The organism is Marinisporobacter balticus (assembly GCF_004345705.1).
Taxonomy (GTDB): domain Bacteria; phylum Bacillota; class Clostridia; order Peptostreptococcales; family Thermotaleaceae; genus Marinisporobacter; species Marinisporobacter balticus.
In genome coordinates, this window is record NZ_SLWV01000030.1 from 25,301 (window position 1) to 45,450 (window position 20,150).

The 20,150-nt window shown below is 32.2% G+C and carries 20 protein-coding genes, 1 rRNA gene, 1 riboswitch and 1 other annotated feature; of the genes, 4 read left to right on the top strand and 17 right to left on the bottom strand.

All coding sequences use genetic code 11. The features are described from left to right. Window positions 1-117 precede the first annotated feature (117 nt). Window positions 118-660 (top strand): hypothetical protein, encoded by a 543-nt coding sequence (locus EV214_RS15615; RefSeq protein WP_132247411.1) that lies wholly within the window; start codon window positions 118-120, stop codon window positions 658-660. 22 nt (window positions 661-682) lie between these two features. Here EV214_RS15615 and EV214_RS15620 read toward each other — a convergent pair whose 3' ends face one another. Continuing rightward, window positions 683-1,054 (bottom strand): VOC family protein, encoded by a 372-nt coding sequence (locus tag EV214_RS15620; RefSeq protein ID WP_132247413.1) that lies wholly within the window; start codon window positions 1,052-1,054, stop codon window positions 683-685. Between the two features lie 158 nt (window positions 1,055-1,212). Here EV214_RS15620 and EV214_RS15625 point away from each other — a divergent pair, with 158 nt between their 5' ends. Then, a complete protein-coding gene (locus EV214_RS15625) occupies window positions 1,213-1,719 on the top strand; it encodes a ferritin (RefSeq protein WP_132247415.1) in 507 nt (168 codons plus the stop codon). 41 nt (window positions 1,720-1,760) lie between these two features. Here EV214_RS15625 and EV214_RS15630 read toward each other — a convergent pair whose 3' ends face one another. From EV214_RS15630 to asnS, 3 genes are all read right to left on the bottom strand, one after another. After that, window positions 1,761-2,231, bottom strand: coding sequence for a nucleoside recognition domain-containing protein (locus EV214_RS15630; RefSeq protein WP_132247417.1), 471 nt, complete (start codon window positions 2,229-2,231; stop codon window positions 1,761-1,763). Next, window positions 2,225-2,653 (bottom strand): nucleoside recognition domain-containing protein, encoded by a 429-nt coding sequence (locus tag EV214_RS15635; protein ID WP_132247419.1) that lies wholly within the window; start codon window positions 2,651-2,653, stop codon window positions 2,225-2,227. The genes EV214_RS15630 and EV214_RS15635 overlap by 7 nt, the downstream gene beginning before the upstream one ends. Window positions 2,654-2,808: 155 nt before the next feature. Next, on the bottom strand, window positions 2,809-4,200 hold the full coding sequence (gene asnS, locus EV214_RS15640; protein ID WP_132247421.1) for an asparagine--tRNA ligase: 1,392 nt from the start codon (window positions 4,198-4,200) through the stop codon (window positions 2,809-2,811). 43 nt (window positions 4,201-4,243) lie between these two features. Further along, window positions 4,244-4,482: a binding site (T-box leader), on the bottom strand. 322 nt (window positions 4,483-4,804) lie between these two features. Here asnS and EV214_RS15645 point away from each other — a divergent pair. Further along, entirely contained in the window at window positions 4,805-6,016 is a 1,212-nt protein-coding gene (locus tag EV214_RS15645; RefSeq protein ID WP_132247423.1) for a PP2C family protein-serine/threonine phosphatase, read from the top strand. 87 nt (window positions 6,017-6,103) lie between these two features. Here EV214_RS15645 and EV214_RS15650 read toward each other — a convergent pair whose 3' ends face one another. Then, entirely contained in the window at window positions 6,104-8,071 is a 1,968-nt protein-coding gene (locus EV214_RS15650; protein ID WP_132247425.1) for a methyl-accepting chemotaxis protein, read from the bottom strand. A gap of 189 nt (window positions 8,072-8,260) precedes the next feature. After that, window positions 8,261-8,347: riboswitch (cyclic di-GMP riboswitch) on the bottom strand. Window positions 8,348-8,487: 140 nt separating this feature from the next. On the opposite strand from EV214_RS15650, the gene nagZ reads away from it, so the two are divergent. Next, a complete protein-coding gene (gene nagZ / locus EV214_RS15655) occupies window positions 8,488-9,819 on the top strand; it encodes a beta-N-acetylhexosaminidase (RefSeq protein WP_243116690.1) in 1,332 nt (443 codons plus the stop codon). A gap of 87 nt (window positions 9,820-9,906) precedes the next feature. Here nagZ and EV214_RS15660 read toward each other — a convergent pair whose 3' ends face one another. From EV214_RS15660 to rrf, 12 genes are all read right to left on the bottom strand, one after another. Continuing rightward, on the bottom strand, window positions 9,907-10,137 hold the full coding sequence (locus tag EV214_RS15660; RefSeq protein ID WP_165916415.1) for a transposase: 231 nt from the start codon (window positions 10,135-10,137) through the stop codon (window positions 9,907-9,909). After that, on the bottom strand, window positions 10,121-10,432 hold the full coding sequence (locus EV214_RS19740) for a transposase (protein ID WP_132247447.1): 312 nt from the start codon (window positions 10,430-10,432) through the stop codon (window positions 10,121-10,123). Before EV214_RS19740 ends, EV214_RS15660 begins: the two co-directional genes overlap by 17 nt. Window positions 10,433-10,465: 33 nt before the next feature. Further along, the gene (locus EV214_RS15670) at window positions 10,466-10,732 is read right to left on the bottom strand and encodes a YuzF family protein (RefSeq protein ID WP_207669711.1); all 267 of its coding nucleotides are present in this window, start codon (window positions 10,730-10,732) and stop codon (window positions 10,466-10,468) included. 385 nt (window positions 10,733-11,117) lie between these two features. Further along, window positions 11,118-12,251, bottom strand: a complete 1,134-nt coding sequence (locus EV214_RS15675; protein ID WP_132247431.1) for an ABC transporter permease — start codon at window positions 12,249-12,251, stop codon at window positions 11,118-11,120. Window positions 12,252-12,253: 2 nt separating this feature from the next. Next, a complete protein-coding gene (locus EV214_RS15680) occupies window positions 12,254-13,048 on the bottom strand; it encodes an ABC transporter ATP-binding protein (protein WP_243116691.1) in 795 nt (264 codons plus the stop codon). After that, window positions 13,045-14,064, bottom strand: coding sequence for an HlyD family secretion protein (locus EV214_RS15685; RefSeq protein WP_132247433.1), 1,020 nt, complete (start codon window positions 14,062-14,064; stop codon window positions 13,045-13,047). Before EV214_RS15685 ends, EV214_RS15680 begins: the two co-directional genes overlap by 4 nt. A 7-nt stretch (window positions 14,065-14,071) precedes the next feature. Further along, window positions 14,072-14,683, bottom strand: a complete 612-nt coding sequence (locus EV214_RS15690; protein ID WP_132247435.1) for a TetR/AcrR family transcriptional regulator — start codon at window positions 14,681-14,683, stop codon at window positions 14,072-14,074. Between the two features lie 168 nt (window positions 14,684-14,851). Next, window positions 14,852-15,598, bottom strand: coding sequence for a TerD family protein (locus tag EV214_RS15695; protein ID WP_132247437.1), 747 nt, complete (start codon window positions 15,596-15,598; stop codon window positions 14,852-14,854). Between the two features lie 27 nt (window positions 15,599-15,625). Then, window positions 15,626-16,429, bottom strand: coding sequence for an AIM24 family protein (locus EV214_RS15700; RefSeq protein WP_132247439.1), 804 nt, complete (start codon window positions 16,427-16,429; stop codon window positions 15,626-15,628). 232 nt (window positions 16,430-16,661) lie between these two features. Then, window positions 16,662-19,016, bottom strand: coding sequence for a ribonucleoside-triphosphate reductase, adenosylcobalamin-dependent (gene nrdJ / locus EV214_RS15705; protein WP_132247441.1), 2,355 nt, complete (start codon window positions 19,014-19,016; stop codon window positions 16,662-16,664). 156 nt (window positions 19,017-19,172) lie between these two features. Continuing rightward, complete coding sequence (locus EV214_RS15710; RefSeq protein ID WP_132247443.1) at window positions 19,173-19,679, bottom strand: thioredoxin family protein; 507 nt, start codon at window positions 19,677-19,679, stop codon at window positions 19,173-19,175. Between the two features lie 340 nt (window positions 19,680-20,019). Next, window positions 20,020-20,136 (bottom strand): 5S ribosomal RNA (gene rrf, locus EV214_RS15715). Window positions 20,137-20,150: the final 14 nt, after the last annotated feature.

Genomic DNA, 20,150 nt, shown 5'->3' on the forward strand with positions numbered 1-20,150 from the left:
TAAATTCATGATCTATAGATTCGCTCGTTGTCTATCTAATTTCTTAAGTAGCCAGTCTATATTCAAATAGCAAGTAATTTTTAGAATTATATTATTAAAATATGGAGGTAGTTACAAATGAAAATAACCATGAAGATGTACGAAAATTATCTTAATCAGTTAGGTGTTCCAAAAGATGATCAATACAAAAACGGAGGCAGATGCAGAGGGAAAAAATATGGTAGCTGGCTGAGAAGAAGTGATAAGGATTTTTTCCATATAATGTATAATACGTATGTGAAAAATATGACCCATCAAGAATGTACCAAGATCAAGAAGCTTCCTATACATGATCATACTATATCTAAAACTGTTGATTATTCCGAAGGAATCGTTGTAAAAGAAATTACAGCTATTCTAAAAAGAGAAAATATTGAAAAAGAATGCCATATCCTCACCCCTAAAGAATTCAAATCTAAGGAATATACAGGACAATCTCCTTTAGTGATGATAAGTAGCACATTAGAGAGCACTTTTATTTCAGAATTTATTGAAGAATGTATTCCAAAAGATAAGTATTTTCTTAATCCTTGTTCCTATTATATGCTCGGTGTATATCCTAAGAAAGAAATCTCTACAAAACAAAAAAGTGAAATAGACACTAAATTAATGGTAGGATAGAAGACAGATGCATCTGTCTTCTTTATCTTTTCTCAGGTAATATTTCAATCCAATAGCCATCTGGGTCATTGATAAAATAAATGCCCATTTTTTCATTCTCATAACAAATACATCCCATTTTTTTATGCAACTGATGTGCCTTTTCATAATCATTTGTTACAAAAGCTAAATGAAACTCATTATCTCCCAAATTATAAGGTCTTTCCCAGTCTCTTAACCAAGTTAATTCTAGTTTATGACCCATTTGTTCGTCTCCTAAAAATACAAGTATAAAACTTCCATCTGTTGCTTCTTTTCTTCTTGTTTCTGTTAACCCTAAGGCTTTCTTATAGAACGCAATGCTTTTTTCTAAGTCCAAAACATTCATATTATTGTGATTAAACATAAATTTCATTTTGTGCCCTCCTTGTGATTAAATGATTAATCATTACACTTGAATGTCTTCATATTGTCACTTTTCTATTTTATTGTCAAGCAAAAATATATTTTTGTTTTAAAACCGCTTTCTTGTGGTAATAAATAAGTATGATAATAAAAAGAGGAGGATTTTTTATGATTAGTGAGAAATTAATGAAAGAATTAAATGAGCAGATTAAGTATGAGTTTTTTTCTGCAAATCTTTATTTAGCAATGGCAGCCTATTGTGCTTCAGAGGATTTAGACGGTTTTTCAAACTTTTTCAAAGTGCAAGCAGAAGAAGAAAGATTTCACGCAATGAAGTTTTTTAATTATATAAATGAGATGGGTGGACGTGTAACCATTCCTGCATTTGATGAACCACAAAATGAATATGCATCTGTATTAGATGCATTTAAGCAAGGATTAGAACACGAAAAATTTGTAACAGCAAGAATCTATAAACTAACAGATTTAGCAATGGAAGAGCGGGAACATGCAACCATCAGCTTATTAAAATGGTTCATTGACGAACAAGTAGAAGAAGAATCTAACTTTTCTGGTATCGTGAAAAAATTAGAAAGAATTAGTGAAAACAGCAATGCGCTTTATATGTTAGATGCAGAATTAGGACAAAGAGTATTTGTGCCACCTGCTCAATAATATTGGTTACATAAATAAAGCATAAGGCCATTTTTAAGATCTTATGCTTTATTTTTTTCATTTTCTAATACAGACAAATCTTTTAAATTAATTCTTTTCGATAAAAAATACGTTATCCCTATGGCCATTATCAGTCTTAATCCTAATAGCACAGTACCATTTGCACCAATCGCAACAAATAACAATGTATCTTCAACCACCGCATGACAAGTAACCAAAAAAGTTGCCAATAAAATCAAATCTTTTTTTGTTAAATTCCCTTCTTTTGAGCTTTGAATAATCACCCCTGCTCCATAAGAGATCCCAAAGATAATCCCCACTAACAATGGAAAAATGGCTGCCTTTGATACGTTAAATAGCTTTATGAAAAAGTTAAAGTATTCTGCAATTTTATTCAAAGCCTGATAGTCGTTCGCCACTTGTAAAACAATCATAAGCGGAATCACAATAATAGCTATTCCATATACAGACGATAGACTCCCTAATACGCCTTCTTTTAAAATCTCTAACATAACAGTTCACCTACCTGTCCTACAATCATTCCTACTACAACAGCTAATCCTATTCTAAGCGCTATAAATTTTGATACGCTCACATCTAATTTTTTTACTACGGCTGTCTCTACAAATAACGAGTGAGAAAATGAGAGCATAATTCCCAAGGTAGTTATTTGCATAGGTGTAAGCTCTATTGCCCTAATTGCGCCAATTGCTGCATATAAATTTAAAGTATTTCCTAAAACCAATACAATAGCAGCCTCTCCAGGCAAATGAAACAGTCCCATAAAGGGCTTAAATGCATATGCAATCCAATTAAGAACTGGCGTATGCTGCAAAAAAGTGATGAAAATATAAACAGGAATAATGACCTTTGCCAACATCCAAGTGGTTTCTATTCCTTTTTTGATCCCTAATTTTATAGATTCTAACAACATCCTCTTCACCCCTTGTTTTTATGGTTTATATGAAGTATATCTGCTACCCTTCATATTTGCAAAATAAAAAATCCCTATCAAAAACAAATTACAATAGATTAGATAAATATATTTTTCTAACCTATTGTAAGTATGTATTTTCTTTTTATAAATATTTAAAATTCTGCCGATTTAGTTGTTCTCGGGAATGCAATAACGTCTCTTATGTTAGACATTCCTGTCATATACATAATCAATCTCTCAAATCCTAATCCAAATCCAGCATGCTTTGTTCCACCATACTTTCTTAGTTCTAGATACCACCAATAATCTTCTTTATTCAGTCCCATCTCTTCAATTCTTTTTTCTAATACATCAAGTCTTTCTTCTCTTTGACTTCCACCAATAATTTCTCCTACGCCTGGAACTAACAGATCCATTGCAGCAACCGTTTTATCATCTTCATTAATCCTCATATAGAAAGCTTTGATTCCCTTCGGATAATCTGTAACAAATACAGGCTTCTTTAATACTTTTTCGGTTAAATATCTTTCATGCTCTGTTTGTAAGTCGCATCCCCATTCTACAGGATATTCAAATTTGACATTGGCTTTTTTTAATATTTCAACAGCATCTGTATAAGTAATTCTTCCAAAATTAGCACTTACAATATTCTCTAATCTCTCTAATACACCTTTATCAATAAATTGATTAAAAAATGCCATTTCTTCTGGTGCATGCTCAAGTACATAGTTAATAACGTATTTGATCATGTCTTCTGCTAATTGCATATTATCTTCAAGCTCTGCAAAAGCAATTTCCGGCTCAATCATCCAAAATTCTGCCGCATGTCTAGCAGTGTTTGAATTTTCTGCTCTAAAGGTAGGTCCAAAGGTATAAACATTTCTAAAAGCAAGTGCATACGCTTCAGCTGCTAACTGTCCGCTCACTGTTAGATTTGTTTCTTTTCCAAAAAAATCTTCCTTAAAGTCTATTTGACCTTCATCATTTCTTGGAATATGATCTAAATCTAATGTCGTTAATCGAAACATTTCTCCTGCCCCTTCACAGTCACTTCCTGTGATGATTGGTGTATGTGCATAAACAAATCCTCTTTCTTGAAAAAACTTGTGAATCGCATACGCAGCAATAGAACGCACTCTAAATACAGCTGAGAAAGTATTACTTCTTGGTCTTAAATGGGCAATAGTTCTTAAAAATTCAAGAGAGTGTCTCTTTTTTTGTAGTGGATATTCTCTGTCTGATAACCCTTCTACCATAATTTTTGTAGCTTTGATTTCAAAGGGTTGTTTCGCATCTGGTGTTAATTTTAATTTTCCTTCTATAATAATAGAAGAACTAATGGTAAGTTTTGATATTTCTTTGAAATTTTCTAAATCTTCTTCAAAAACAACTTGGATATTTTTAAAGAAGCTTCCATCATTTAATTCGATGAAACCAAAAGCATTTGAAGCTCTAAGAGTTCTGATCCATCCTGCAATCGTAATATTTTGATCTTTAAAGTTTTCTTTGTTTCTATAGATTTCTTTAATCAATGCTGTTTTCATATTTTTTCCTCCTTTTCATCAAAAAAGCCTCACATCTCTTATGAAAAGGGACGAAAGGCTAATGTTTCGCGGTACCACCCTGATTGCCAAATGGCCATCTCTACCAGTACAAATCTATACTCCTCAATAGATAACGGTTTGATGCCGTCTAAGCCTACTCTCAATCGATTTCGGTTAGAAACTCAGAGACGTTCTTCAATATAGATTCCGTATCGGACTTCCACCACCACCGACTCGCTTAACCGTTTCTTCTATATCTACTCTTCTCATCTTTGTTTTTATTCATATCACTGATATTATAATATTTAGAAAATAATATGTCAAAGCTTTTCCTATTTATTTTACCCCAAAACTTTAGATCTATCAATTCTATTTATGATTATTCTGTTTTAAGTTTATGTACTTCTTTTTTTCGACAACTATATGATAGTATAAATCAGTAATCACAACAATCTGTTCATTTTTTGTAGGATCTGTAATATTATAAATACTCCAAATCCCCCCTTCTTTCTGTATATTTTGATTTTATTCAACTCAAAAATACAAGCATACTTTTGTAATAATATGTTACAATGAGTTAAATATAATTTTTGGAGGTGATAAGATGAAACTGTCTATAGGTGAGCTAAAAGATTCAAATCATTTTTTAAACATTATTTTTGAAAATATTACATCTGCTATTTTTTTAATAGATCAAAGCATAGAAGTCCAGCAATTTAATGAAACTTTTAAGACTTTATTCAGTAAAAAAGAAGACCAGATCATTGGTAGGTCCTGTGGAAATGTAATCGGTTGTAGATATACCATAGAAGAAGAAAAAAATTGTGGTAATACAAGTAATTGTAATCAATGTATTATCAGAAAATCTATTCTAAAAGCTTTTAAAGATAAAACCCCTACTTTTAAAGAAATCGTAAATAGAAATTTTTATATCGAAGGAAGATCGATAAGAAAATTTTTCCAATTTACTGCCAAATATTTAAGCTATAATCATAACGATATGGTTTTAGTAATTATGGATGATATTACAGAAATTGAAAAGAGTAAATTGGAATTAGAAAAAAGAAATAAAATGATCGAACGCTATAATCATAGAGTTCATGATGAATTGATTCTTGCTAGAAATGTTCAGCAAAATCTTATCCCAAATAAACTTCCTGAAATACCAGGAGTCTCTCTATCTGCTATTTATAAACCCCTTGAAGAGGTTGGGGGAGACTTATATGATTTTATAAAAGTAGATGAAGATTCTGTAGGCATTTTTCTGAGTGATATATCTGGTCATGGTGTTCCAGCTGCTATGATTACAGCTATGGTAAAAGCCATTATGGAAACAAGCACTCATCTTTTTCATCATCCAGCAGCTTTCATAAGCTACTTAAATAGGAAGCTAATCAATATATCTGAAAACATGTATCTCACTGCATTATATAGTCTATATAATACAAAAACGAAAAAACTTACCTATATGCGCTGCGGTCATCCTTATCCTATATTAATTCGCAATGGCGAATATATAGAAATAAAAGAGGGGGGTAGCACCATTTTAGGTATGTTTGAAAATATAAACTTTAAAAGTCATACCCTCTCCCTTCAACAGGGAGACAAGCTTATTTTTTACACAGATGGATTAACTGAAGCAATCGATCATCCGCAGACCCTATTCAAAGAAGATCTTCATAACATCGTGATAAAACATGCGCATAAATCAATACAATCTTTAATCTGTCATGTATATGACGATATCATCAATTTTAAGGAAAGTAAAAAATTTGAAGATGATGTATGTATATTAGGTATGGAAATTCACAATTAAATAGAATGACTACTTCTTTCATTTTAGAAGTAGTCATTCTATTTATAAAAAAATTCTGATAGTCATCCTATTTTTCACTGATTTTTGTTATATTTTAAATTTTTGTATCGATTCTTGCAGTTTTCCAGATAAACTAGCAAGTTTCTCAGCTGATGCAGATAATTCTTCAATCGTAGCTGATTGTTCTTCTGTAGAAGCTGCCACTTCTTCTGCTGCTGCTGCATTTGTTTGCGTAATCCCTGAAATATTATCAATGTTTCCCCCTACCACTACTGCATCTTCATTTAACTTTTCACATGACTTTGAAACTTCCTTTATGTTCTCTGCAACATTTCCAACAGCTTTTAATATATTCTCAAATACATTGACTGTATTCTCTACAGCATTTTCTTGTTCATCTACTACAATTTTTACTTGATCCATTTCTTTCACAGCTTTTCCCACTCCATTTTGTATTTCATAGATCAAATCATGGATATTTTGAGATGCTTTACCCGATTCTTCTGCAAGCTTTCTTACTTCTTCAGCAACTACTGCAAACCCTTTTCCTTGTTCTCCAGCTCTTGCTGCTTCAATCGCTGCATTCAATGCCAACAGATTTGTCTGCTCTGCTATACTACTAATGAGTGCTACAATCTGACCAATTTGTTGTGATTTCTCTGATAGTGCAGAAATTTCTTCTCCTACATTTATAGTCACTTGTTTGTTTTCTATTGTTTTACTTTTTTGGTACGCTACAATTTGCATTCCTGCATCAACAGTCTCCTTTGCCCTAACAGTAAGTTTATCCGTATTGTTCGTATTCTTTGCTATGTGTCCAATTCCTGTTATTAATTCATTTACCATATCACTACTTCGATGAATCGATTGCGCCTGTTCTGAAGCTCCCTCTGCTAATTCAGATATAGTATTTGCGACCTGTTCTGAAACGGTACTCGCTTCCTCTGTTGAAGCCATCATTTGCTGAGATGTCGAAGCTACCGTCATACCCATTTCGTCCATTTCTGATAAAAGATTCCTCATGTTTTTAATCATATGATTAAAGTTATTCGCAAGCATGCCGATTTCATCTTCGGTCTTTACATCTATATTCACTGTAAGATTCCCTGTTGCTACTTCTTTTGTAATTTCTGCCATTTTCAAAACAGGCTGAATGGAGCGATTAATTAAGAAATAAATCACCATCCCGATTACAATGATCATAGCAACACCCATCATCATCATCATATTTTTAAACTTAGATACACCCTCTGTCACTTCACTGTAATATGCAGTCATTCCAATAGACCAACCCATAGAAGAAATAGGCGCATAAGCTAATAGCTTTTCTTGCCCATCGAATTGATAAGTATCTACGCCTTTTTCTCCTTTTATCATTTTTTTTGCAATCTCAATTTGAAGATTATCCCCTTTTTCGAAAACATTGAATTGAAGAATCATTTCTTTCTTAGGATGTGCCATGACTAGTCCTTCTTGATCAATCATATAGGCATACCCTGTTTTTCCTAATTTTTCAGTATTTACTACTTTTGTTATATAATCTAAATTTACAGTTCCGCCAATAAGACCTATGATGTTTCCATTATCATCTTTAATCGGTACTGCAATCACCACAATAGGGTTTCCTGTAGTTTTTGATATGACAGGATTAGAAACAGCGCTTTGTCCTGTCATAACTTTCTGAAAATATTCTCTATCTTTAAGGTTGCCGCCCTGCCCATTGGTATTTGCATATTTTCCATCTTTATCAGAAAGAATAATTGCTTCAAACACTTCAAAGTTTTTTTTATTTTGATCAATAAATATTTTGAGTCCTTGATGGTCTATATTTTTTACGGCATCTACCGTAGCTAATAATCCTATTATTGCTTCCCACTCATGAATTTGATCATTTGTAAGTGCCGCAAGCTTCTCCACCTTGCTTTGTGCCATCTCTTTTACACCTATAACGATCGCTTCTTTTGCCTGATAATAGGCTACACCCGACAATAGAATAATACCGATCATAACAAAAATTAATACCGGTATGGTAATTTTATATTTTAAACTCTTCACACAAAATCCTCCTCAATTTTTCTATGTACTTTGTACTGCATTTGCATAAAAATCTAATATTTGAAACTTAACTTACATAACAACATTGTTTTTTCACCTCCATCAATAAATTTTATTCATCCCCATAAGTCCTTAATAAAACAAAAAAAAAATGCCTTTCGCTATAGACACCTTTACCTTAAAAAATATTTTGGTAAACTGGCAATCATAGTAGTTTTCTACCTTAGACCCATATCTTTGCGTCCTTATTTTTCAATAAGTTTGCTATTATCAACATATTTAAATTTTCCATCTTAATTTTAATAAACACTTCGACATTTAATAAACACTTCGACACTTCTTGATAAAATCCTTTTTTTCTTGTTGAAATCGTGATCATTCTTCCCACGTTTCTTTCTTTTTAGGGTATAATACCTTTGAGTGATAAAAAATGCGCATACTGCCATCTAAATATTTTATCAATGGGATTTCAAAGAAAGTATCTGAAATTTCTGTTGCTCAAGAAAGGGTGCATCAATATTTTTAAAAATTCTTTATTTTTTGTGCTATTAATTTTAACTTGCTTTAATTTATCTGGTTGTAGTAAAGAAATAGATCATCACCATAACGAAGAAGAAAAAACAGTTCCCCTGAAAAAACAAACCATTGACCCAATCCAAAACCAAATTGAAACCATGTCATTAGATGAAAAAATTGGACAAATGGTTTTAGTAGGTTTTGATGGAACGATGTACAATAACCACATAAAAGAAATGATAGAAAAATATCATATTGGTGGTTTTATATTATTTCAAAGAAATATTCAGAATTCAGAACAAACATTATCTTTAATCAATGCGATAAAAGCTTCTAATTCGAAAAACAATAAACTCCCATTATTCATATCTGTAGATGAAGAAGGTGGAAGGGTATCTAGAATGCCAAAAGAAATGAAGAAACTTCCTACGAATGAAAAAATTGGAGAAGTCAATAATAAAAATTTTTCATTTACAATAGGAAAAGTCATTGGTTTACAATTAAAATCATTTGGGTTTAACATGAATTTTGCACCTGTTTTAGATATAAATAGCAATCCAAAAAACCCTATAATAGGAGACCGCTCCTTTGGATCAAACGAAAAAATTGTGCATACTTTAGGAATTGAAACAATAAAAGGACTACAATGTCAAAATATTATATCTGTTGTAAAGCATTTCCCAGGTCATGGAGATACCGCTATTGACTCTCACCTAGGACTGCCTACTGTAGATCATGATTTGGATAGGCTAAAAAGCTTTGAGCTCGTCCCTTTTGTCAATGCTATAAAAAATAATGTGAATGCGATCATGGTAGCACATATTCTTTTTCCCAAAATAGATGCAAATAATCCTGCTACATTTTCAAAAAGAATTATTACAGATATTTTAAGGAATAATTTAGCCTTTGATGGGGTTATCATTACGGATGATATGGAAATGGGCGCTATCTCGAAAAATTATCCTATAGGACAAGCTGCTGTAAAATCTATACAGGCAGGTAGTGATATCGTATTAGTATGCCATGCTTATGAAAATCAATTAGCTGTACTAAATGCTTTGAAAAATGCTATATTAAACAATGAAATATCAGAAGAAATTATCAATGATCATGTTTATAGAATATTAAAGCTAAAAAAGAAATACAATCTTACAGATGCATCCATACAAACAATTAACATTGAGCATATCAATAGTGAAGTTTATAACACTTTAAATGAGTATTTAAACTAAAAAGCTCCTTTTTCTGCTATGAAAGCCCCATTGTCTATTCAACGGGGCGTTTATATGATCTTTATCATTCCTAAAGAAACACATTTGTTATTCATATTCTGTTGCTAAATCTTTATAGAAATCCAAAAACGCTGCAGCATTATCCTTTGTTGCAAGCTCAAAGAATATTCTAAATGCTTCTTTGAGATAATGAAGCTGTTCAAGTTTTTGATATTTAGCAAAAATAATCCGTAGGTTTTCATATTCATTAGGGCTTACATCTTCTATATTTTTTAATAGGCCCCAACGAATTTTGAATACTTCATCTTTTTTTACCATACTTGCGAATATGGTCTTGAATGTGCTTTCTTGCATCGTCTACACAATTATGAAGATGCTGCGATATATGAAATCTATCTATTACAGGCTTTGCATTAGGCAGGCATTCTAGTACGAAAAAGCAATAACTCCTACTCATATCCATGGAAACTGCTTCAATACGTTGCCTTGTATCTTCAGGTAAACTTTTCAGGTAAGATATTACATCTTCTTTTCTCCTACCGGAGAAAGTGGCAACTACACTGCTTGTTTCCTGATTATAGATTACAGTATCATAATTGAGAGGATTTAATATTCTATATGATTATAATTTTATTTTTTTACTTTCTTAATCTATATCTGGCATAATATAGACAATTTGTTGTATACGTACAAAGAAAGTTGTGTCATTACCATGAGGTCTTACAACAATATGATCAGGCTTTACATCTACTAATATACCCTGTAGATTTCCTCTAACGGTCTCAATAACTACTGAACGACCTATAACCATTTTTAATGCTTCAATAACAAAGGGATCTATTACTGTAGTATAGTTTATCATCATTCTATTATATTTTTGCATCATTGGATTCCCATATAGCTCATAATACATTTTTTATACCTCCTATTTGTGGAGTTTTACTTCATTACATATTATGATTATATTAGGGGTAAGGTTACAGTTTTAATTGTTGTAAATTTTAGTACTCTTGTTCATAGTCCTTATTTAGATATATACTTACAAATGCGTCTCCTAATAGAAAAAAATAGTTATATACACTGTTTTTCCTTTCTTGAAGTAATATTAATATCACTTAGCGCAAGCAAGTACAATCATACAGCCTTGTATTTTCAATAATTACAAGAAAAACCGCACTTACTTATGGTACGGTTCCCCTTATCAAATCCTAAATATCTCCTTCTTCTACTTATGTCCTTGTATTTTGGGATACATCTATTCCTTTCCCAAAATCTTTCTTTATTCGACAAGCTTCCACTTAATCTAATTTCTTGTTAAATCTTACAGAAGCAACCACCAAAAGAAGTATCCCAACGATAGAAAGTACCATCACTTCTTTCCATAGATAATGAATCCCTACTCCCTTTAAGATAATTCCTCTTAATATTTTCAAAAAATAAGTCAAGGGTATAAAATTTCCTCCTATTTGTATCACTTTTGGCATCGCTTCTATTGGAAATACAAATCCGGAGAGTAATACACTCGGAAGTATGAAAAACAAAGTCATTTGCATTGCTTGTGCCTGATTTTGTGCAACGGTTGAAATAAACATACCAATAGCAAGAGAACAGATAACAAATCCAAAGCCAAGAATCATCAATAGAAGAATACTTCCCTCTATAGATACATTAAACCAATAGGTTCCAAAAAATAGTGCGATTAAAAAATCAATAGCGCCTATAAAAATATAAGGGATCATCTTCCCTAAAATGAGTTCTACCGATTTTATAGGGGTTACAATTAATAATTCTAAAGTTCCCATTTCTTTTTCCCGAACCAGTGAAAAAGCTGTAAGCATAACCGTAACATTTTGTAGAATCAGTCCAATAAGTCCTGGAATGGTGAATTTTGTACTTTCAAGATTTGGATTATACCATACTCTTGTTCTTATATCTATCGTGGAATTGCTCTTATTGTTTAACCCATTCTTTTCTAAATGCTTATTATTTATCTCAAGAGAATATTTTTGTGTAAGCATCATGCCACTTTGTAGTGCGGTCTTTGCAATTGTAGGATCTGTTCCATCAATAATGAATTGAATTTGTGCGCTTTTCCCTTTTTTTATTTGTTTTAGAAATCCTGACGGAATAATGATTCCACCCCTTACCTCTCCCTTATCAATTAAACTTTCCAGTTCTTCTATATTTTGTACATAAATAGTTGGTTCAAAATAATTAGATGTTTTAAATTTGCTAATGAGTTCTCGACTCTGTATTGTATGATCCATATCCATAACCGCCATTTTTATATGATCTACATCTGTATTTACAGCATATCCAAATAAAAATATAAAAAGAATAGGCATCATTATTGCCATACCAAGACTTGCTTTATCCCTTATAATATGAATAAATTCTTTTTTTACGATGGTTATTAATCTCCCAAAATTCATATTTATTCCCCTGCCTCGTCACTTTGAATAAATTTAATTTTATTAAATGAAGCTTCTACTTTTTCACCCGTTTGCTCCTCTACATAGCTGATAAATACATCTTCCAGATTTTTTACATTTTTTTTGCGAATTATTTCTTTTGGCGCGCCTCTTCCTATAATCTTTCCCCCAAATAAGAATGCTACCTCATCACAACTTTCTGCCTCATCCATGTAGTGTGTTGTGACCAATACGGTTATTCCTTCCTTCGTAAGCTTATAAATAATTTGCCAAAATATCCTTCTAGAAACAGGATCTACTGCAGCGGTCGGCTCATCTAATATTAAGAGTTTAGGTTTATGCATCAAACAACATCCTAATGCAAGTCTTTGCTTCCATCCTCCAGAAAGGGTCTTTGTCATGCTTTTTTCTTTTCCTTCTAGTCCTGCCATATTTATAATATCTACGATTCTTTCCTTTTTAATTTTCTTTGGAATGGAATAGATATTTGCATAGAAATTCAAATTCTCCATTACGGTTAAATCTTCATAAAGGCTAAATTTTTGAGACATATATCCTATATTTTCCTTTATTTTTTCAGATTCTTTATAAACATCCAGCCCAAATACGTCTCCTTTCCCTTCTGTAGGTGTAATTACGCCACAAAGCATACGAATGGCTGTAGATTTTCCTGCACCATTTGGTCCTAAAAGCCCATAAATACTTCCCTTTGGAATTTGTAAATTCATTTTATCAACAGCTGTAAATCTATCAAATCTTTTTGTTAAATTTTTAGTGATAATTGCTAATTCATTCACTGCTTCTCACCACCTAAATGAATATCTATGAGCATTCCAGGCTTTAATTTTTCTAGATCATCCATAATTTCTATCTTTACAGCAAAAACCATTTCTTGTTTATTTTCCTTGGATTCAATATTTTTCGGTGTAAATTCTGCTTTTTTTGATATATGAATAACCTTTCCTTTTATTTTTTGATTCCCCATAAAGTCAGCCGTCATATTTATTTCTTGCTGTAAAGATATTTTTTCCATTTCTTTCTCTGGAATAAATATTTTCACCCACAAGTTTTTCAAATCAAGGATATTTGTCATATTCCCATAGGCAGGAATGAATTCTCCCTCATGATAATAAAGGCTTTCAACCGTCCCATCTATAGGGGCTATGATATTTCCTTTTGAAATCTTGTATTTTATAGTATCAACGGTTGCCTTTGCTGAGTCTATTTCTCCAAGGACCATATGTATTTCCTCAGACCGTGTGCCCTTTGTAATTAAATCTAGCGTATACTGAGCAGATTCTACTTCTTTCTTTGCACTTTCAAAATCTGCATATGCAGTATCTAACAATACCTTTGCTTCTCCTAATTGCTTCTCAGCAATAATTCCTTCTTGAAATAACTTTTTTATATCCTCATGGTTTTTTAGTTTAAACTTATAGTCACTCTCTTTACCCTCTGAAATTTCTTCTAATTTTTGAACCTGTACCTTAGCTTTTTTTATTTCTTCACTTCTTGCACCAGCACGCAATTTATCGAGCTTTGCATTTACAATTTTAAGTCCTGCTTCTCCTTTTTTTAGTTCAATTTTTAAATCTTCAACATCAATATGGGCAATCCGATCTCCTTTTTTTACAAGCTCCCCTTCTTTTACAAAAATATCTGTAATTTCTGCTGAAACTTCACTGATTATATCTACATCTTCACATTCTACCGTTCCTGTATAGATATTGCTATCTATATCATTAAAATCGCATGCTGAAAGGAATACCCCTAAAATCATACATAGCAATATCACGTTAAATTTTTTATACATATACCCATCACTCCTTTATACCATTTACAAAGATTTCTACTAGTACATCAATTTCCTGCTCTATAGTTTCAAATGCATTCTCTTTAGGTAAAAATGATCTCTGTAAAAACATCAATATAATCATCCCTAAAAAACTTCTCATGGCAACAAAATCATTGATATTTTTTAATTCTCCCTTTTCTTTTCTTTTTTTGAATATTTTGGGAACGATTTCTTGTAAATTTTTCGATGCTTTATTTAAAAATAACTCCTTTAAATCTTCATGAAACTGCATTTCATAAAAAATAACCTTAATGAGTGGAAAATGGTTCTCAAAAAGTTTTATTCGGTCTATCATGATCGCTTTTAAAAGAATCTCTATCGGTGCTTCTTTATTTTCTTCTATCACTTCCTTTAATGTATCTACCACAATAGATTCAGTAAACAAATCTATTGCCTTAATCATTGCCCCATAAAGCAAATCTTTCTTTTTGGGATAGTACTTAAATATTGTTCCTTCTGCTACCCCTGCCCCTTTTGCAATTTCATTGGTTGTAGCCCCAGTAAACCCTTTCTTTGAAAAAATATCTATTGCCACTTCTAAGATTTTTTTTTCTGTTTCTTTTATATTTCTTTTCATAACTTCCTCCTTTTTTATAAGTGAGTACTCACTCACTTATATTTTACTCCTATGTATCTAAATAAACAATCCTTTTATAGAATTATCTTTTATTTTTTTTTCATAAAAAAGAGACCTCCGAAAAACAAAATATTTTTCAGTGGTCTCCTTTTTATAGTTACTTATTTTTTACTCCGCATTTACTCCATAACAAGCACAAAGAGCTGGTAATCCATCATTAAATCCAGAACCATTGGCACTAAATTTCCATTCTCCATTATTTCTATAAAGTTCTCCAACAACAACAGCTGTTTCCATACTATAATCTTCTGAAAGATCATATCTTAAAAACTCTTTATTTGTATTTTGATCTACCAATCGAACAAAAGCATTTTCAACCATTCCAAAATTTTGATTTCTTTCTTTTCCTTCATAGATTGTAATAGCAAATACGATTTTCATTATATCAGCAGGAATATTTTGAAGATCAGCAAGTACTACTTCATCATCCCCAGATCCTTGTCCTGTTTGATTATCTCCACTTAATTCTATGCCAAGTCCTGCTGGCTTTTTATTCCCAAAGAATACGAAATCTTTTTCATCTCTTACTTTTCCATCTGCCTTTATCGCAAATGTGAATGCATCTAAGTCAAAATCTTTTCCATCAAATTTATTCGTATCCCATCCTAATCCTACATGGATTTTTGATAATGTATTTCCATCTAATCCAACATCTGCTGCTGCTTTTTTCAAGGATACTTTCTGTCCTTTTTTTAGCGATACGGTTTTACCAGCATTGTTATTACTTGGTGGGTTTCCTACACCCCCTCCAAGACCGCCTAATCCACCTAATCCAGCTGGTTGCTGCCCTTGTGTGTTGCTTGAAGGATTATTTCCTCCTAATCCGCCAAGACCACCTAATCCATCTAATCCCATATAAATGCCTCCTTTTCATAAAAATTTTTATCTATTAAAGAAATTTCCTAAAGTGTTTGATACCTGGTTCATCATATCTTGCCCATTGTCCATAGAATTTCCCATTGCACTTGATTGGGTACCTACTTGTGATCCTCTATCAATCCCTACATCAAGTCCTGATTTTCTTTCTGATGGCTGTAATACTACTGTTTGACCTGCTTGTGCAAAACTAAACATATAAGATTCTCCTGAAGTTTGACCAATGATTGTTTTCCAGTTTACATCCGCTTTTAACTTAGGATCTGCACCTGTCCAGCATATAATCGCATCTGGATCTACTCTACAAGGTGATTGTAGCACAATCGCATTGCCCTCTGTTATAACTGCTACATGTCCTACTGATCCTGAATTATTTTGAAAGTTTGTAGTGAATAATCCCTTTTGCGATAAAACCCCCGCCCCTATAAAGCGAACACCATATTTTAAATTTCCTGTGAAAGCTAATATATTTTCTGATTCAACCCCTACTGACTCACCTGGCTGTAATGGTACGATCGTTACGTTCTTGCCTTCAAAAGCTAATATGCACATGCCATTTCCTGTTACTTTCATTATTTCCATATTTTCGCCTGTTAACCTTCTAGCTACACTATTTATAAGCCCTCTAGCTAACCCTGATCCTGCATTCGGGTCTAATAGTATCTTTTCATACTTAAAATTTCCTTGATCCGCTACCATAGCTCCTTTTTTTGCAAAGAAAAAGCCATCTCCCTGTGCTACACATGAATATGCTGGTGTTTGTTTTGTTGCGCCTGTTAATTGTTCGTAAGTGGATAATTGGAAATTCATTTCATACCCTCCATTTTTTTATAGTATTAAAATTATTATATCATTTTTCAAAAAAATATAAAAGAATTCTAATGATTTCAAATTCTGTCTAACTTTAAAGTATTTAGTTCTTAAAATGAGAAATTCGCATACTCCTATCGTGGCTACTCATTTCACTGACAAAATTTCAAAAAACTTTTGGAATTTCTGTTGCGATAAATTCACAAAGTACTTCTTGTATTATCATTTTGTTTTATCTTATTGGGCAAACACCATTTTCACAACTATCATTTCCTATATCAAGTTCTATTTCTTCTTTTTCATATTTACCAATTAATGAAGAAATAAATGGCTTCATTTCCTTGATTCTCCTATTATATTCTTCTTCATCAATTGCTTCATAAGGTAATAATTTATAGAAATTATCATCTAGTGATAAAAATGATAAGGCCACCACATCATCCCAATTGTCCCACACCCATTTTTCTACTTCTTCCCATTCATGGTCTCTTACATGAATGGTAATAGAGCAATTATGATCTACATAATTTTCCATAAATAATTTATAATTTTCAAGCTGCTCGATGGCTGTTACATCATATTTTGTTTTTCCATGCGCTGCTTTTGCAGGAAATTCAACCACCTTTGTTGAACAAGTTTCCCATTGCTGACCTACTTCTGGAAATACTGGATAATCTAACTCTTCACATACCTTTACAAGTGGATCATCCGCACTTATACGAATTCTTCTTATGTAATAAGGTGAATGGGCATAATGCACACCACTAGATACGGTAGGCAATTGGCTAAGCGTCCCTTCTGGCTTTACGGTAGTCACGAGAAGCGGGATATTTCCCCCAATTTCACCTGCATACTTTTCTACTTCTTCATGGGCTGCTTTTCTTAATGCGCTTAAAATTTCTGCTTCTTCTTCCTTTGTTATCCCTATCGCATTAACCATATCCTGCCATCCTGTTAAAGAGCAGCCTACTAATTTATCCCTTTGTTGTACGCCATCCCATTCTGGTAATTCAAGCTCAACGCATGTCATTCTATAACCTGCTCTTACAGATAATTTTTGAGCTTCTATTAGATGATTTAAATCAAGCGTCTTATCTTCCTTTACAAAGGCATACACATTGATTGTTGTTAAATTGCAGAGTCCTTTTGAATCAAGGAGAATTTCTCCACAAGGATTTACACCATTCATATTTTCTCTGCGCTTTGAAGCAGCCTCTGCATTTACCCAGCCAGGTTCTCCTGAATAGCGCATTTTCTCTATTTGCCAATTTAATTGTGCCCTGCTTGGTTTTTCAGTGTAGTAAATAGAATTATTGCTCATTTGTCTATGAATAATATCTTGGTCTACAATCCATTGTCCATCAATTTGCTTATACAGATTCGACTTTGCTTCAATACTTTCTCTGTCATCGCTATCCACGAGTACCATCTCTGCTGTACGTCTTACGCCTCCTACGACAACATTTTCTCCAATGATATTTGCTATATCTAAGCAATCAATTGGATTTAGTTTTATTTTTTTCGCATGATCAAGTTTTCTATTCCTCTCAATCACTTTATCAATTTTCACAAACATATTCTTTAGACTTGAATGCCCACTAGCTGTACCACCAAAAGTTTTCAATTTTTCTCCCTTTGGTCTTACATGATCATAGTCTACAATAATTGTTTTTACGTTTCTGTATTCATTGCTATAAATTAATTTAAAGAAGAAATCTAAACTTTGTGTCCACCCTTCCTTGCTGTCTCCAACCGTAATTTTTACCGTGTTATTATGAAAAAATTCTAAACTTGTACAATCTTCTCTTTCATTCATTGGCATCGGCATATAATCTTTATGTACAATTTCATAATTCGTCCTTACTTTTGGAAGTTTACAAATATCTTCTTTCAATATTCTCAGTCCAACACCAGAACCAACCATTAGTAAATAAAATAGATCTTTGAAGCTTTCAAAGCTATCTATAATTAAAAAAGAACAATTAAAGTTAGACATAGGATAGTTTTTTGCTACAGGGGTATTCCCTACCCAAAAAGTTCTGCCTGATAAAAATTGTCTTAGATTATATATATTATCATATAACTTTTCCGCTTCTTCCTTCGTTGTAGCAACTAAGCTGCAATTATATTCAACAGCACGTCTTACAGTTTCCCACCAATATTCTCTTCTTTTTTCTTCATTAAGCCATCTTGAATAAGTTCTATAATAAACAAAGTTACCTAATTGTTCCATGGGTGATGGTTGATGCTTATATTTGCTAATGAAATCATCGGTTAACATATGATTCTTTGTCCTTCTTCTCATTTTTCTCATCTTATTGTGCTCATTTCTATAGATTATGTACATTTTAGCCACATCTTTTCGATCACTTGACATGAGTAGATTTTCTACGAGGTCTTGTATTTCTTCAACCTGTACTGGAGAATTTATATGTTTTATTTCTTCTTTAATAAGGTAAGTAATTTTTTTACTTAAATCCTGATCAATTCCTGTTTTTGTCTCCGTCATGGCTCTTTCTATTGCATTTGTTATTTTTATACTATCAAATGCAACAATCCTCTTATTACGCTTCATTACTTTAATCATAAAATTCTCCTTTCAAGTGCTTTCTCTGCATCATTTAATCTTTATATTATTTCATGCAATATAACATTATTTAGTATGTCTCACAAACTTCACGCACTATATATTGTAGCATTTGAAAGTTTGGTTGTCAAAAAAAAATAGATGGCACATTCCCATCTACTTCTTTGCTATATTCAATACCTCTTTTATTGTTTCCGAAATATATTCACCTTTTCTATATTTTCTTTTTGCAACGATAGTTTCTACTTGTTTTCCTTTTGCCTCAATTTCTTTCAGAATTTGGGGTTGTTCTATAAAATCACCTAGTGCATGAAAATCCTTGTCCATAATCACAAAGGTTGGTATTTTAGGTTTACCACTTACTTTGTAGTTGTCCATAAACATTTCATTTCCTTCTCTTGAAACAATCGATATTGCAAAATTAGGATTTATATCCACTATTTTTTGAAGCGCAGGTACATTGATCATACAATCAGGACACCATATTTCTGCAAATACAAGAACATTTATCAACTGGTTCACTGCTTTAATTTCTTTTTCTAAAATTTCATCAATCATAATCGTATCATATATTTCTAACGTTTTTTCTTTGTATGCATCTTTATCTCTATTCACAAATTCTATAAAGGAAAGGCCTTCTTTAAACAACGGTTGAATATTCATCTAATCCCCCCTTATTTTCATTTAAAGTGTATCCGTTTTATGAAAATAATATATTGCTTTATATTACTTAAGCTAATAATTTCGTATTTCATAAAAGTGTAATGGTTGTATGAACACTTAATTTTACTCACAAGGTTAATCATTCAGCTACTAGCACAAAATCGGTCTTTTCATAAGTGACAAACCACTAATTGAAACTTGTGGGTTCTTCCTTAAGATTTTGACTATGTGCTTATATATTCATGTATTATATTTATATGATTACTTCTGTATCTTTATACTTTAGATTTATGTCAAATTTTAGGATTGTGTTTAAGATTATCCTTTAAAACAAAAAACTATCTAGCAACGACCTACTCTCCCAGGCAGTTACCCGCCAAGTACCATCAGCGCTGAAGGGCTTAACTTCTGTGTTCGGTATGGGAACAGGTGTAACTCCTTCGCTATTGTCACTAGATAATGTCTTATTCA